Origin of the sequence: Amycolatopsis sp. FU40 (assembly GCF_021903635.1) — a bacterium.
Taxonomy (GTDB): Bacteria; Actinomycetota; Actinomycetes; order Mycobacteriales; family Pseudonocardiaceae; genus Amycolatopsis; species Amycolatopsis dendrobii.
Genome location: NZ_CP091381.1, coordinates 1,889,800 through 1,903,384, shown reverse-complemented (window position 1 = coordinate 1,903,384; position 13,585 = coordinate 1,889,800). Strand labels below are relative to the sequence as shown.

Below are 13,585 nucleotides of genomic sequence, written 5' to 3'. Positions count from 1 at the left end.
GAACGCGAGACTCAGGAAACGACCTCCGACATTCCGCCGCCGTCGATCGCGGAGGCAGCCAATGCGCGCATGCGGCGGAGCAGCCGGGACGTCACCGGCCGGACCAGCGGGTGGACACCGCCGTTCGACTCGGCCGCTTGCCGCCACGTCTCCAGGCGAGCCTGCCGGACACCAGGGTCGGCCAGTTCGGCGCATTCGAGAGTGTCGGTGTTCAGGTCGACGGTGATCGTGTCGCCGTCTTCGACGAGGGCGATGGGGCCGCCGAGCGCGGCTTCCGGGCCGACGTGCCCGATGACCAATCCGACGGATCCGCCGGAGAACCGCGCGTCGGTCATCAAGGCGATGGAGATGCCTTTCCGACGGCACAGCGCGGTGATGCGGGAGGTCGGGTCGAGCATTTCGGGCATGCCCGGCGCGCCCCGCGGGCCCTCGTAGCGGATCACGACCATGTCCCGGTCCGCGAACTCGTCCGGCGTCTCGACGAGCGCCCGCAGCAGGGACTGCTCGCTGTCGAACACGCGCGCCCGTCCCTCGAACCGGCCGTCGACGACGCCGGTTTCGACCCCGGCCAGCTTGATGACCGCGCCGCCGTCGGGGGCGAGGTTGCCCGACAGCAGCCGCAGGCCGCCGGTGGGCTTGAACGGCTCCGCGACGGGGAAGATCACCCGGCCGTCCGGGGCGGGCGGGGCGAGCCGTTCGACCTGTTCGCTGAGCGTCTCGCCGGTGCAGGTCAGCGCGGAGCCGTCGAGCAGGTCGTGCCGGAGCAGTTCCGCCACCACGGCCTGGAGGCCGCCGGCGTCGTCGATGTCCACCATGCTGTACTGCCCGAACGGGCGGGCGTCGACGAGCACCGGGACGTTCCGGGAGAGGCGGTTGAACTCCTCCTGCGTCATGACGTCGGACCAGAAGTCGAGGCCGGCCGCGCGGGCGATCTCCGGTGCGTGCAGGACCACGTTCGTCGAGCCGCCCAGCGCGATCGCCACGACCGCGGCGTTGCGGAAGGCAGCCGGGGCGGCGAGCCGGCGCGGCGTTATTCCGCGCTGCGTCATGATTTCCAGGCAGTCCACGATCTGCTCCGGGAATTCCTCGGTCCGGCGCGGATCCTCGGACGCGGGCGACACCATGTGCAGCGGCTCCAGCCCCAGCACGGCGATGAAGGACTGCATCGTGTTGTAGGTGAAGATCCCGCCGCAGCTGCCGTGCCCGGGACACGCGTTGCGCGCCCACCGCTCGCGTTTGGCCGCGTCCGGGTCCCCGGCGACCTGGAAGCAGCTGACCAGGTCGATCCGCTCCCCGGTTTCGGGGTCCGTGCCCGGCCGGATCGACCCGTCGGAAAGCACCACTGCGGGCACGTCGCGCTCCAGGATCGCCGCGGTGGCCCCGACCGGGGGCTTGTCGCACGCCACCACGGCGACGGCTCCCCGGATCTCGCTGCCCTCGAAATGCAGCGACAGCCCGTCGTTCGTCGTCTCGCGGCCGATCAGCGAATACCGCATCTGCGGCGTGCCGTTGCGCTGGCCGTCCGAGATCCCGCCCGAATAGTTCGGGGCCAGCAGCCGGACGGGCAGGTCGCGCTCGCGGATCCGGCGCCCCAGTGCATCGTGGATCGCCTCGACCTTGTCCGCGACGCCGATGTAGCAGACGCTGTCGCCCAGGGTGCCCACGACGCCCCAGGCGTCCCCGTGGATCTTGTCCACGTCCTGGCCCAGCGACCGGGCCGTGGCCACCGCCTGGCAGTCCTGGCCCGGACGCCACACATCCCGGCGGCTCGACTCGTCCATCAGCGCTCCCGTCGTCGACACGATCGGCCCCCATCGTCGCAGATCCGGCCGGGCGCGCAGCTCGGGCGGGGCGACGGGCACGCGGACGGCCAGCGGAACGGAATGGACGGCTTCGACCGCAAGGGCCGGTCGGACGTCGCGGCAGGCAGCTGGTCAGCCCGCGTCCGAGCGGGCCTGTCCCGCACGGAGAGAAGTCAGTTCGTCGAGGCAGTACTCCGCGCGGCGGGCGGAGCCGTAGCGGGTCAGTTTGCCCCGGCGGGCCCACTGCCGGACGGTCGCCTCGGGCACTCCGACGGCGAGCGCGGCTTCCTTGGTGGGGACGGTGCGGCGCCGGCGGTCGTCGCGGGTGCGGACGTCCAGCCAGTCCGCCGGGGGCAGGTCGTGCCCGGCCTCGCAGGCGACCGTGGCGGTGGCGGGCCGCAGGTGCACCGGGGCGCGGCAGCCGCCGACCGGGCAGCTCCCGACCGGGACGGCGGGGCGCGGGTCGTCCAGGGCCGCGGTCGCGGAGGAGACGAGGTCGGAGAGCTCGTCGAGGAAGTCCGCGCCGCCTGGATGCCCGGCCAGCCAGTCCCGGTGCGCGGCGAGAAACCGCACCAGCTCCGGCACGTTCCGCCGAGGCGCCGGGACGTGCCGTTCGGCGGCCACCAGTCCCGCCCAGGAGGCGAGCACCCCGAGAATCCGGGAGCGGGCGTCGAAGGCGGCCTCCCGGAACGGAAGGCCGGTCCCCCGCCGGCCGGGATGCTCGCGCACCGCCCCGCCGGTCCGCCCGGGCTGCAGGGCGGCCTCGCAGCGGGAGTAGAGCAGGGGAAGCGCGGTCAGTCCTGCGCTGACCGGGTCGGTCCGATCGGACGGGCGGTTCGGCTCAGCAGGACGGGCCGGAGCAGCCGGGCGGGCCGAGACTGCTGAGCGACCCCCGCCGGACCGGCGGATCCGGTCGTCCGGGCGGCTTCCGGAAGCCGAGCGGACCCTGCTGGCGTCACGGGTCGGCTCGGCCGGGCGGCCGGCGTCGGCCGGACCACGCGGCTCTCCCGCGCAGCGAGCCGTGCCCAGCAGCCGGGACTCGTCGGGCATGGTCAGGCCCGTTCGGGGTCCGGGCTGTCTTCCAGCATCTCCAGGACAGCCGAGGTGATGGTGTAGCCGGTCCCGCCGCCGAGGAGGAGGATGCGGTCGCCTTTGCGGGCCCGGCCGGTGCTGATCAGGTGGTGCAGGCCGGCGAACTGGTCGCCGGTGCCGAGGTGGCCGGTGGTGCGGCCGAACTCCCAGTTGGTGCGGTCCAGCGGGATGCCGAGGAACCGGTCGGCGATGTCGGCGGCGCGGGCGGCGGTGGTCACCACCGGGATCGCGAACGCCAAGTCCGCCGCGGTGACGCCTGCCTCGTCGAGGACGCGATGCAGGGACGCGCCGAACAGCTTGGCCATCCGGCCGTAGTGCTCCAGCATCGGCAAGTCCTTGGCGTGGAACTGTTTGCGCATCGCGTCGAAGTCGACCGGCGGTTGCTGCGCGCCGGCGAATCCGCCGCCGCGGGCTTCGCCTTCGAGGGAGTTGTCGGCCATCGTCGAGAGCGACAGGATCCGGGCGAATCCGCCGGAACCGCTCAGCAGCAGGGCGCTTCCGCCGTCGGCGAGCACTGACTGGTCGCCGTACCAGCGGCGGACCCACGGGCTGTCGAAACGGTCGCCGGTGGTCACCAGCACCGCGTCGTCCGGGCCGGTCACGAAGCGGCGGCCCAGTTCGAGCGCGCCCATCGCGCCGTTGCATTCCTGGACCACGTCGAACGACGGGACGTCCCGGCCGACGGTGTGCAGGGCGACATACGGCGCGGCCTGCCAGTAGTGCGCGCCTTGGTAGTCGACGTAGGAGTGGAACACCGCGCGGACGGTGCCGAAGTCGCGGCCGGCTGCCATGGCCAGCGCGCCCCGTCCGGCGATCGCGGCCATTTCCGCCGGGTACCGCTCGGTTTCGACGCACGCGGAGAGCACGCCGTCCGTCTGTGCCGACTCGGCGTCGTACCGGTTCGCCGCGACGGCCTCCTCGGCCGTTTCGCGGTCCGGCAGGCAGGTGCCGACGCCCGCGACGTACAGGGGGCACGAAATCACCGGGTCGCTCCCTTCCCCGGCGCAGGGCCGGACCCCGCGCCACGCTTGGACGAACCGACCGTACGGCGCGGTGATTGGGGCGGCGTTGAGCCAGTGTGGACGCTCCGGCCGCGGTGGCTGTGCGCCGGGCGGACCGGCTGGTAGGAGGGAGCACGGGGCCGGATTTCCGGGCCCGTCCGCAGTTCCCACTGCCGTGGGCGACCGGGAGGTTCCGTGTACGAATTGCCGTTTCCGCCGAGCGAGGACCTGTCCAGGCTGGCCCCGCGGTACTACCGCCTGCTCGAGGAAGAGCCGCTGACGAAGGTCCGCACGCCCGCCGGGGACGAGGCCTGGCTCGTGTGCGGATACGACCTCGTGCGGGACCTCGCCTCCAGCACGGTGCTGCGGCGCGGCCACCGGACGCCCGAATCGGCCGCGCGGATCAACGATTCGGTGGTGCAGGGCGGTCCGACCGAGGAGTTCGACGGCGAACTGGAGCGGCACCGCCGCATGCGCAAGCTGCTCACGCCCGCGTTTTCCGCGAAGCGGATGCTGGCCCTTCAGGAAAGCGTCGAGGAACGGGTCGACGCGCTGCTGGACGAACTCCCCGGGCCGCCCGCCGACCTGCACGCCGGGCTGTCCCAGCGGCTGCCCGCGATGGTCATCTGCACGCTGGTCGGGGCGCCGCACGAGGATTACGAGCTGTTCCGGTCGTGGACGTCGCGGCTGTCGGGCACCGGCGATCCGGAAGCGGGCCGCGCGGCGCAGATCGAGTTCGGCGTCTACATGGCCGAACTGCTGGAGCGGAAGAAGCGCGAGCCGAGCGAGGACGTCTTCTCCGACCTGGCCGCGGCCGGCGGGGTGGAGCTGCCGGAGGCGGCCCGGCTCGCGGCCGCGCTGCTGTTCGCCGGGTACGAGACCACGATGAGCCGGATCGACCTCGGCACCGTGCTGTTCGCCCGCAACCCCGCGCAGTGGGCGAAGCTGACCGCCGATCCCGGGCTGGTCGCCGGAGCGGTGGAAGAGGTCCTGCGGATGGTCGTGACGAACATCCAGGACACCGGGGGCTCGGTGCGGTACGCGGCCGAGGACCTGACGGCGGGCGGCGCGACCATCGCCTCCGGCGACGCGGTGCTGCTCGCCTACCACGCGGCGAACCGGGATCCGCGGGTGTTCGAGCGGCCGGACGAATTCGACATCGCCCGCTCGCCCAATCCGCACCTCGGCTTCGGGCACGGGATGCGCTACTGCGTGGGCAACACGCTCGCCCGGATCGAGCTGCGGGCCGTGTTCGGCGCGCTGGCGAAACGGTTTCCCGGACTGCACCTCGCCGAGGACGGGGACGCGCCGCGGCGCCGCGCCGACTCGGTCACCGGCGGGGTGACCGAACTCGCCGTCGGCTGGTGAGCCGAGCCGGCCGACCCGAGGATTCCACCCTCCTTTGCACCCCCGGGTGGATGCCCGCCCGCGGGTGCGCTGCCTACCGTGGTGCCCACCCCGAGGAACGGATTGCGCGATGTGGGAAACGTTGGACAAGATCTCGAACATCGTGGCCCTCGTGGCCGGCGGCGCCTACATCGTCTGGTCGATCATCCGCAGGCTGCGCGGGACGCCGATGTCCACGAAACGGCTGCTGATCCTCCCGGTGGTCTGCTTCGCGATCGGCATCTACATGGCCGCGGGCGACGTCGCCAAGGCGAGCACGCTGGACTGGGAGCTGTTCGGCGTCTTCGTGCTCGCCTCCTACGGCGAGGGCCTTGGCCGCGGCGCCACCATCCGGCTCTACGAGCAGGACGGCCTCCCGCACCAGAAGTACAACTGGCTCACCGTGACCATCTGGCTTTCGCTGATCCCGCTGCGCGTCGGCATGGTCCTGCTGGCCCAGCACTGGCACGCGGACATCGCGGGCGGCACCGACCTGGTGGGCATCCTGCTCGGCCTCACCTTCCTCGGCGAGGCCTCGGTGGTCCTCCCCCGCGCCCGCCGGATGGGGCTCAACCTGAGCCTGTCGCCGAAGAAGGACGCCAAGAAGGGCAAGTCTTCCGACCGGGTCCGGCACGCTGGCTGAGCGCGGGAACTCCTGGCTCGGCACCCGGCCCCAGCCACGTGGTTCCGGGTGACGTACGTGAGGGCTGAGCGAATCTGATTCCCTCAGCCCTCACTAATTTTTCGCTCCGCGCCGCGGCGCGACGGCGAGCTCGCGGCGGGTTGGCCTCAGGCCACTGGGCGGGCGCGGGCAAGCAGCTCGGCCACCCGGTCCGTGCCGACCGCGCCGCGTTTGAGTTCCGCCAGCACCGCGTCGATGTCGGCGGCGTCGACCGCGAGGCCGCGTTCGGCGGCGACCGCCGTCACGGCCGAGCGGCCGGAGTGCTTGCCCAGCACGATCCGGCGCTGCCTGCCCACCAGTTCCGGCGGGTACGGCTCGTAAGTGCTGGGGTCGCGGGAGATTCCGTCCACGTGGAGGCCGCTTTCGTGCACGAACGCGTGCGCGCCGACGACCGGGGCGTACGCGGGCACGCGGTCGCCGATCAGCCCGGCGACGTGCCGCGCCAGCGGTTCCAGCAGCGGGAGGTCCAGGCCGGTCGAGTGCCCCATCGCCGCTTCCAGCGCCATGACGACCTGTTCCAGCGGGGCGTTCCCGGCCCGTTCGCCGATGCCCAGCACCGAGCACTGCACCCCGGACGCGCCGCCGAGCAGGCCCGCGAGCGAGTTCGCGGTGGCCAGGCCGAGGTCGTTGTGACAGTGCACGGCCAGCGGCAGCGGGCAGCTCTCGCCGACCCGTTCGACCAGCTCCCGCATCGTCCACGGCTGCGCGATGCCCGCCGTGTCCGCGAGACCCAGCGCGTCCGCGCCGGCGTCGGCGGCCGCCTCGTACACCGCGGTGAGGACGTCCGGGTCAGTGCGGGTGGCGTCTTCGGCGGCGAACACCGCCTGCCGTCCGGCCGCCTTGACCCGGCGCACCGCGCGGTCCACCCGCCGTTTCAGCTCGTCCAGGTCGATGCGCAGTTTGTGCCGCAAATGCGATTCCGACGTGCCGATGAAGACCGCGACGCTGTGTGCCCCGCTGTGCAGCGCGGCGTCCACGTCGGCGTCGGCGGGGCGGGCGATCACCTGGATCACGGTGTCCAGCTCGGCGTCCACGATGGCGCGGATCGCGGCACTCTCCTCTTCGGACACCACCGGGAAGCCCGCTTCGATCATCGGGATGCCCAGTGCCGCCAGCCGGCTGGCCAGTTCGAGTTTCTGGTCCGGGCGGAACGCCACCCCGGGCATCTGCTCGCCGTCGCGCAGCGTGGTGTCGCTGACGACCACGCGCTCCGGCAGCCGTCCGGTGCGCAGCGGTTCCCGCGGCACGGCGACGGCTCGCCCGCGCGGTCCGCGGAATTCGTTGAACAGCTGGTTGAGCAGCATCATGTCGCGGGCTGGCGCGTCCATCCGCAACGCACGGGTCAGGTACGCGCGTCGGGGATTGCTGGTTCCGTCGAGGAAAATCGCCGCGAACACGGCACCGGTGGTGGTGATCGTCAGCCGGGGCAGCTCCGGCTCGGACTCGTCGGTGCAGAGCCGTCGTACGGCGTTGTCCGCAGTGCACAACACGATCACGAGGTCCGGTTCGGACAGCCGCACCTCGATCAGCCGCGCCCAGCCGTTCAGTGCGCGCATTCCAGTTCCGCGGGCGGTCAGCTCGGCCAACTGCTGGTCCACGAAAGCCAATACCGCTTCTGCGTCCACAGTGGACTCCGAGGCGCTGCCCAGTTCGTGCCGCGCCCGCAGAATCCGCTGACTGCCCCAGGCGCAGCCCAGTGCGACCAAGGTGATCGGGACACCGACCGCGAGACCGCAGCCCAGTGTCACGAACGCGCCCGCCAGCAGGACCCGTTCGAGCACCAGCACGGTATGCGCCCGGTACGCCCGCAGCCGGGTCACCTCTCGGGTCCACAATGGAGCGAGAGCGGATACCGCGGCTGCGGCGGCCGCGGCGAACACGACGAGCGCGGCAACAGTCACGGACGAGACCGCGAACTGCGCGACCGCACACAGATAAGCGACCAGGATCGTGCCGGTGGCTACCCGGACGCCGACGGTCAGCCCGTGCCGGACCGGCAGGGTCGCGTAGCCGCCTTCGCGGTCGCCGTCGACGTCGCGCAGCGCGCCGACCAGGTTGGATCCGGTGTCGTGCAACCAGAAAGCCGCCGCCAGCGGGAGGGCCGCCGCCGCTGGGAGGTCGGCTACGGTCATTGCCCCGAACAGGCAGGCGAAGGCCGAAATGAGCCCTCGCACCGCGTTTCCGGCCAGTCCGCGGCCTTTGAAGAAGCTGCTGTAGGCGATGCCGAGCAGCAACGCGACGAGGACCAGGCCTAGCGTCCGCCAGTTCACCGCGAGCCCGATGATCCCGCCCGCGGCGGTCAGCCCGATCAGCATGCCCAGCGCGGTGCCGGGGCGCATCCGGCCGGACGGGATGGGCCGATGCGGTTTCGCGGTCGCGTCCAGGTTCCGGTCGAAGTAGTCGCCGCCGTACAGCCCGGCCAGCCAGCCCACTGTCGGCACCGCCCAGGCGCACAGCAACCGCACCGGCGGCGCGCCCGGATCGGCCAGTGCGGCGCCGGCCAGTCCCACCAGGCCGACGTAACAAGCGGTGTACGGCCGCCACGTCTCGACGTGCGCGAAGAGAATCTCTTTCAGCCGCATCGGTTCACAGTCGCCTGGGCGAAGTAGGACAGCGTCTCCTTGCTCGGAGTGCCGGGCAGCACGTCGAGGACTTCGGTGGCGCGGACGGCATATCCGCGGGCGGCGTCGGCAGCCGCCTCCACTCCGCCCGCTTCGCGCACCAGCGCGGAAACCGCGGCCAGGCGCGCGGCCGGGTCGCCGGTGCCGCGCAGCTGGCGGTCGAGTTCCGCGGACACTGCCTCGCCGCCGAGTTCGCGGGCGAGCAGGAACGGCAGGGTCAAGCGCTGATTGGCGATGTCGCTGGTGACCGCTTTGCCCATGGCGTCGCCGTCGCTCGTGTAGGCGAGGAGGTCGTCGTGGATCTGGAAAGCCGAGCCGAGCAGTTCGCCGTAGCCGGCGAGCGCGGTGCACCATTCCGGCGGGCCGCCGCCGAGGATCGCGCCGCTGGCACACGCCGCGCGGAACAACGCCGACGTCTTCAGCCGGATCATTTCCAAATAGGACGGTACGTCGCAGACGTAGCCCTCGCACAGCTCGGCTTCCATGCTCTGCCCGCGGCACAGGTCGATCCCGGCCGCGGCCACCGCGGTCATCGCGCGCGCGACGCGTTCGTCCGGCACCCCGCGCTGCCCGCATTCGCCGAGTGCGGCGAACAAATAGAAGATCAGCGCGTCGCCGGCCACGATCGCGTCGTCGCGGCCGTAAGCCGCGTGCACCGACGGGCGGCCGCGGCGCATCGCGTCGCCGTCGATGATGTCGTCGTGGATCAGGCTCGCCACGTGGCCCGCTTCCGCGCCTGCCGCCGCGGGCACCACCTGCTCGACGTCCGCGCCGACCGCACCCGCCGATTCGAGCAGCAGCAGCGGCCGGAACAGTTTCCCGCCGGGCACCAAGGCGTAGTGGCAGATCCGGGCGAGATGCGCGCCTTCGGCGTCCCAGCTGTTCTCCAGTTGTTTGCCGACCAGCGAAACCAGGTGGTCGATGCGGTCGGAACGGTCCAGGATGGCCGTGCCGAAATCCCGTTTCCCGGTGCTGTATGTGCTTTCCATGACCGTCCCATTCCGACGATTTCCCCCGTGCCCGCCGACGGTAGGGAGCCCGCGCGCCCGCGGACAAGGCCTCGGGGCCGTCCTCAATGCCGGATCAACAAGGCTTCAACAGCGCGGCGGAACGGTGTTGCGGATACGTTGAGCGGGCCTCTCCGGAGCCTTGTCGCCCGCCGGGACGGCGCCGTACGTTGCCGGTCGTCTCGAGGAGGACGACGCATGGCTTTGCTGGAGAGAATTCGGGGACCGCGCGATCTCGACGGGCTGTCCGGAACGGAACTCGGCGCGCTCGCCGGGGAAATCCGCGAGTTCCTGGTCTCCGCGGTCGCCAGGACCGGCGGGCATCTCGGGCCCAATCTCGGGGTCGTCGAACTGACGCTCGCCCTGCACCGGGTTTTCGATTCGCCGTGCGACACGCTGCTGTGGGACGTCGGGCACCAGTGCTACGTGCACAAAATGCTCACCGGCCGTCAGGACGGATTCGCCGGGCTGCGGGCCGAGGGCGGGCTGTCCGGCTATCCGAGCCGCCGCGAATCCGGCCACGACGTCATCGAGAATTCCCACGCGTCCGCCGCGCTTTCCTGGGCGGACGGTCTCGCCAGGGCTTACGAGGTAAGGCACATCGCGGATCGCGCCGTGGTCGCCGTGGTCGGCGACGGCGCGTTGACCGGCGGAATGGCCTGGGAAGCGCTGAACAACATCGCCGGCGCCCAGCGACCGGTCGTGGTGGTGCTGAACGACAACGGCCGCGCGTACGACCCGACCGTCGGCGGGCTCGGCCGGCATCTCGCGGCATTGCGGCGCGATCCCGGCGACGGCGGCGTTTTCTCCGCGCTGGGCATGGACTATCTCGGCCCGGTGGACGGGCACGACATCGCCGCGACGGAGACCGCGTTGCGGGAAGCCCGGGCCCGGAACCGGCCGGTGGTGGTGCATTGCGTGACCCGCAAGGGCGCCGGGTACGCACCGTCCGAAAAGGACCCGGTCGACCGGCACCACGCGATCGGGCCGTTCGATCCCGGCACCGGGGCGGCTCCCGCCTCTCCCCCGTCGTGGACCTCGGTGTTCAGCGACGAAATGATCAAAGTGGGCAACGAGCGCGAGGACGTCGTCGCCGTCACCGCCGCCATGCGGGGGCCGACCGGGCTCGCTCCCTTCGCCGAGCAATACCCCGGCCGGTGCTTCGACGTCGGGATCGCCGAGCAGCACGCGGCGGCGGCAGCGGCCGGGCTGGCTTACGGCGGCCTGCATCCGGTGGTGGCGGTGTACGCCACGTTCCTGAACCGCTGTTTCGACCAGGTGCTGATGGACGTCGCCCTGCACGGCGCGGGCGTTACCTTCGTGCTGGACCGCGCGGGGCTGACCGGCGACGACGGGGCGAGCCACAACGGCATGTGGGATTTGACGCTGCTGCAAGCGGTTCCCGGTCTCCGGGTGGCCGCTCCCCGGGACGCCGCGCAGCTGCGCACCCAGCTGCGGGAGGCGATCGAGGTGGCGGACGCGCCGACCGTGGTGCGGTTCCCGAAGGGCGCGGTGGGCCCGGACATCGAGGCGATCGAACGGCACGGGCCGGTCGACGTGCTCAGCCGCGGCGTCCGCGAGGACGTGCTGGTGGTCGGCATCGGCCCGCTCGCCGGGCCCGCGGTGGAGGCCGGGGCGCGGCTGGCCGAGCTCGGCATCGGCGCGACCGTGGCGGATCCGCGCTGGATCCAGCCGGTGCCCGAGGCCCTGGTCGCGCTGGCGCGGGCGCATCGCGCGGTCGTGGTGGCCGCGGACTGCGGTCGCGCGGGCGGGCCGGGAACCCTGCTGGCACAGGCACTTCAGGACGCCGGTTCGGATGTTCCGGTGACCGGGCTGGGGATTCCCCAGCAGTTCCTCGAACCCGCCAAACGGACCCGGCTGCTGACCGCGCTGGGGCTCACCGCGGATGCCATCGTCGAGGCATGCCGCCGCACTGTCGAGAAAGGACTGTCCGAGTGACCGTCGCATTGGGCATGCCCGCTCTGCCCCCGCCCGTTCTCGCCGAGCGTCGCAAGACCCGCCAGCTGATGGTGGGGTCGGTGGGAGTCGGCAGCGACCACCCGATCTCGGTGCAGTCGATGACCACGACGCTGACCTCCGACGTCAACGCCACCCTGCAGCAGATCGCCGAATTGACCGCGGCGGGCTGCGACATCGTGCGCGTCGCGTGCCCGTCGGCCGACGACGCCGAGGCGCTGCCCGCGATCGCGAAGAAATCGCAGATCCCGGTGATCGCCGACATCCACTTCCAGCCCAAATACGTGTTCGCCGCGATCGAGGCCGGCTGCGCCGCGGTGCGGGTGAACCCGGGCAACATCCGCAAGTTCGACGACCAGGTCAAAGAAATCGCTGCGATCGCCTCCGATCACCGCACCCCGATCCGGATCGGCGTCAACGCCGGGTCGCTGGACAAGCGGCTGCTGGAGAAATACGGCAAGGCCACCCCGGAAGCGCTCGCCGAATCGGCGATGTGGGAGGCGTCGCTGTTCGCCGAGCACGACTTCCACGACATCAAGATCTCGGTCAAGCACAACGACCCGGTCGTGATGGTCCGGGCCTACGAGATCCTCGCGCAGCAGTGCGACTACCCGCTGCACCTCGGCGTCACCGAGGCCGGGCCCGCGTTCCAGGGCACCATCAAATCCGCCGTCGCGTTCGGCGCGCTGCTGCGCCAGGGCATCGGCGACACCATCCGCGTGTCCCTGTCCGCGCCGCCGGTGGAAGAAGTCAAGGTCGGCACCCAGATCCTGCAGTCGCTCAACCTGCGGCCCCGCAAACTCGAGATCGTGTCCTGCCCGTCCTGCGGACGCGCGCAGGTGGACGTCTACACCCTCGCCGACCAGGTCACCGCCGGCCTGGAAGGCATGGAAATCCCGCTCCGCGTCGCGGTCATGGGCTGCGTCGTCAACGGCCCCGGCGAAGCCCGCGAAGCCGACCTCGGCGTCGCGTCCGGCAACGGCAAGGGCCAGATCTTCGTCAAGGGCGAAGTCATCAAAACCGTGCCCGAGCACGCGATCGTGGAGACCCTGATCGAAGAGGCCATGCGCATCGCGGACACCGTCGACACTCCGGGCACACCCACTGTGACGGTGGGCTGAGGCGATCAGGTGGGCTGGCCGATGGCGAGGATCCGTTGCAGCAGCCGCTGCAGCTCCGGCGCGGGCGCGATGCCCAGTTCCTGGTCGAGCGTGCGCCGCAGCGTGCGGTACACGTTCAGCGCGTCGCTGCGGCGGCCGGAATGCGTCAGCGCCTCCATCAGCCGGGCGTGCGCCCATTCGTTCAGCGGCTGGCTGATGGTCAGCGAACGCAGTTCCCCGATCAGCTGCAGGTACCGGCCCAGCGCGAGGTCGGTCTGGATCCGCAGCGCCTGCGCCGCGGTGCGTTCTTCTTCGAGCCGGGCCTTGAACGGGCGCAGAATCGCCCCGGTCTCCACGTCGGCGAGGACCCGGCCGCGGAAAACCTCCAACGCGCGCCGGAAACTTTCCGAGGCCTTTTCATGTTCACCGGCCTCGTAATGCGCGCGGCCCGAGTGGTAAAACGAGGAAAACCGGCTGACGTCGAGCTGGCCGGTGCCCAGCGAAAGCAGGTAGCCGGAGGAGACCGTGCGCAAGCCGTGCCCGCCGCCGGGCTCGCCCATCGCTTTCCGGATGTGGCAGACATACGTGCGCACGGTCAGCGCGGCCTGGCGCGGCGACTCCTCGCCCCACAGTTCGTCCACAATCTGGTCAGTGCTCACGATCTGGTTGTGGTAGAACAACAACAACGCCAGCAGCTGCCGGACCTTCGGCGCCTTCGGCATGCTTACCTCGGCGTCCCCGCATTCGACCCGCAACGGGCCCAAAAGCTTGAAATCCACGGCTTTCCCCCAGGAATCACCGCACGAAGAGGCCCGGGCGACCCGCCCTCTCCGCACCAGCCAGTTTTTACCGCACCCAGTAACGGCGCTGCGCGGGGTCGCACGCCGCCGGAATCCGGAGTTCCCGGACCGCGTCGC

At 71.5% G+C, this 13,585-nt stretch carries 10 protein-coding genes; 4 read left to right on the top strand and 6 right to left on the bottom strand.

The annotated features are described in order from the left end of the window. Positions 1 to 11: 11 nt before the first annotated feature. The 3 genes from L3Q65_RS09665 to L3Q65_RS09655 all read right to left on the bottom strand — a co-directional run bounded on the left by L3Q65_RS09665 (position 12) and on the right by L3Q65_RS09655 (position 3,877). Positions 12 to 1,802 carry a dihydroxy-acid dehydratase gene (locus L3Q65_RS09665; RefSeq protein WP_237599385.1) on the bottom strand — a complete coding sequence of 597 codons (1,791 nt, stop codon included), beginning with the start codon at positions 1,800 to 1,802 and terminating at the stop codon, positions 12 to 14. 132 nt (positions 1,803 to 1,934) lie between these two features. Beyond that, positions 1,935 to 2,852: a helix-turn-helix domain-containing protein gene (locus L3Q65_RS09660; protein WP_237599384.1), complete on the bottom strand. Its 918-nt coding sequence runs from the start codon at positions 2,850 to 2,852 to the stop codon at positions 1,935 to 1,937. A gap of 2 nt (positions 2,853 to 2,854) precedes the next feature. Next, a complete protein-coding gene (locus tag L3Q65_RS09655; RefSeq protein WP_237599383.1) occupies positions 2,855 to 3,877 on the bottom strand; it encodes a ketoacyl-ACP synthase III family protein in 1,023 nt (340 codons plus the stop codon). A gap of 213 nt (positions 3,878 to 4,090) precedes the next feature. Here L3Q65_RS09655 and L3Q65_RS09650 point away from each other — a divergent pair, with 213 nt between their 5' ends. Together L3Q65_RS09650 and L3Q65_RS09645 are read left to right on the top strand one after the other, a co-directional pair. Beyond that, complete coding sequence (locus L3Q65_RS09650) at positions 4,091 to 5,263, top strand: cytochrome P450 (RefSeq protein WP_182894936.1); 1,173 nt, start codon at positions 4,091 to 4,093, stop codon at positions 5,261 to 5,263. A gap of 109 nt (positions 5,264 to 5,372) precedes the next feature. Continuing rightward, entirely contained in the window at positions 5,373 to 5,924 is a 552-nt protein-coding gene (locus tag L3Q65_RS09645) for a hypothetical protein (RefSeq protein WP_182894937.1), read from the top strand. A gap of 146 nt (positions 5,925 to 6,070) precedes the next feature. Here L3Q65_RS09645 and L3Q65_RS09640 read toward each other — a convergent pair whose 3' ends face one another. Continuing rightward, positions 6,071 to 8,545, bottom strand: coding sequence for a UbiA family prenyltransferase (locus tag L3Q65_RS09640; RefSeq protein WP_237599382.1), 2,475 nt, complete (start codon positions 8,543 to 8,545; stop codon positions 6,071 to 6,073). Next, on the bottom strand, positions 8,536 to 9,573 hold the full coding sequence (locus L3Q65_RS09635) for a polyprenyl synthetase family protein (RefSeq protein ID WP_182894939.1): 1,038 nt from the start codon (positions 9,571 to 9,573) through the stop codon (positions 8,536 to 8,538). Before L3Q65_RS09635 ends, L3Q65_RS09640 begins: the two co-directional genes overlap by 10 nt. A gap of 216 nt (positions 9,574 to 9,789) precedes the next feature. Here L3Q65_RS09635 and L3Q65_RS09630 point away from each other — a divergent pair, with 216 nt between their 5' ends. Further along, positions 9,790 to 11,550 carry a 1-deoxy-D-xylulose-5-phosphate synthase gene (locus L3Q65_RS09630; protein WP_237599381.1) on the top strand — a complete coding sequence of 587 codons (1,761 nt, stop codon included), beginning with the start codon at positions 9,790 to 9,792 and terminating at the stop codon, positions 11,548 to 11,550. 14 nt (positions 11,551 to 11,564) lie between these two features. Continuing rightward, positions 11,565 to 12,689 (top strand): flavodoxin-dependent (E)-4-hydroxy-3-methylbut-2-enyl-diphosphate synthase, encoded by a 1,125-nt coding sequence (ispG, locus tag L3Q65_RS09625; RefSeq protein ID WP_237600873.1) that lies wholly within the window; start codon positions 11,565 to 11,567, stop codon positions 12,687 to 12,689. A 5-nt stretch (positions 12,690 to 12,694) separates the two neighbouring features. Here ispG and L3Q65_RS09620 read toward each other — a convergent pair whose 3' ends face one another. Beyond that, entirely contained in the window at positions 12,695 to 13,447 is a 753-nt protein-coding gene (locus L3Q65_RS09620) for an AfsR/SARP family transcriptional regulator (protein ID WP_182895208.1), read from the bottom strand. Between the last annotated feature and the right edge of the window lie 138 nt (positions 13,448 to 13,585).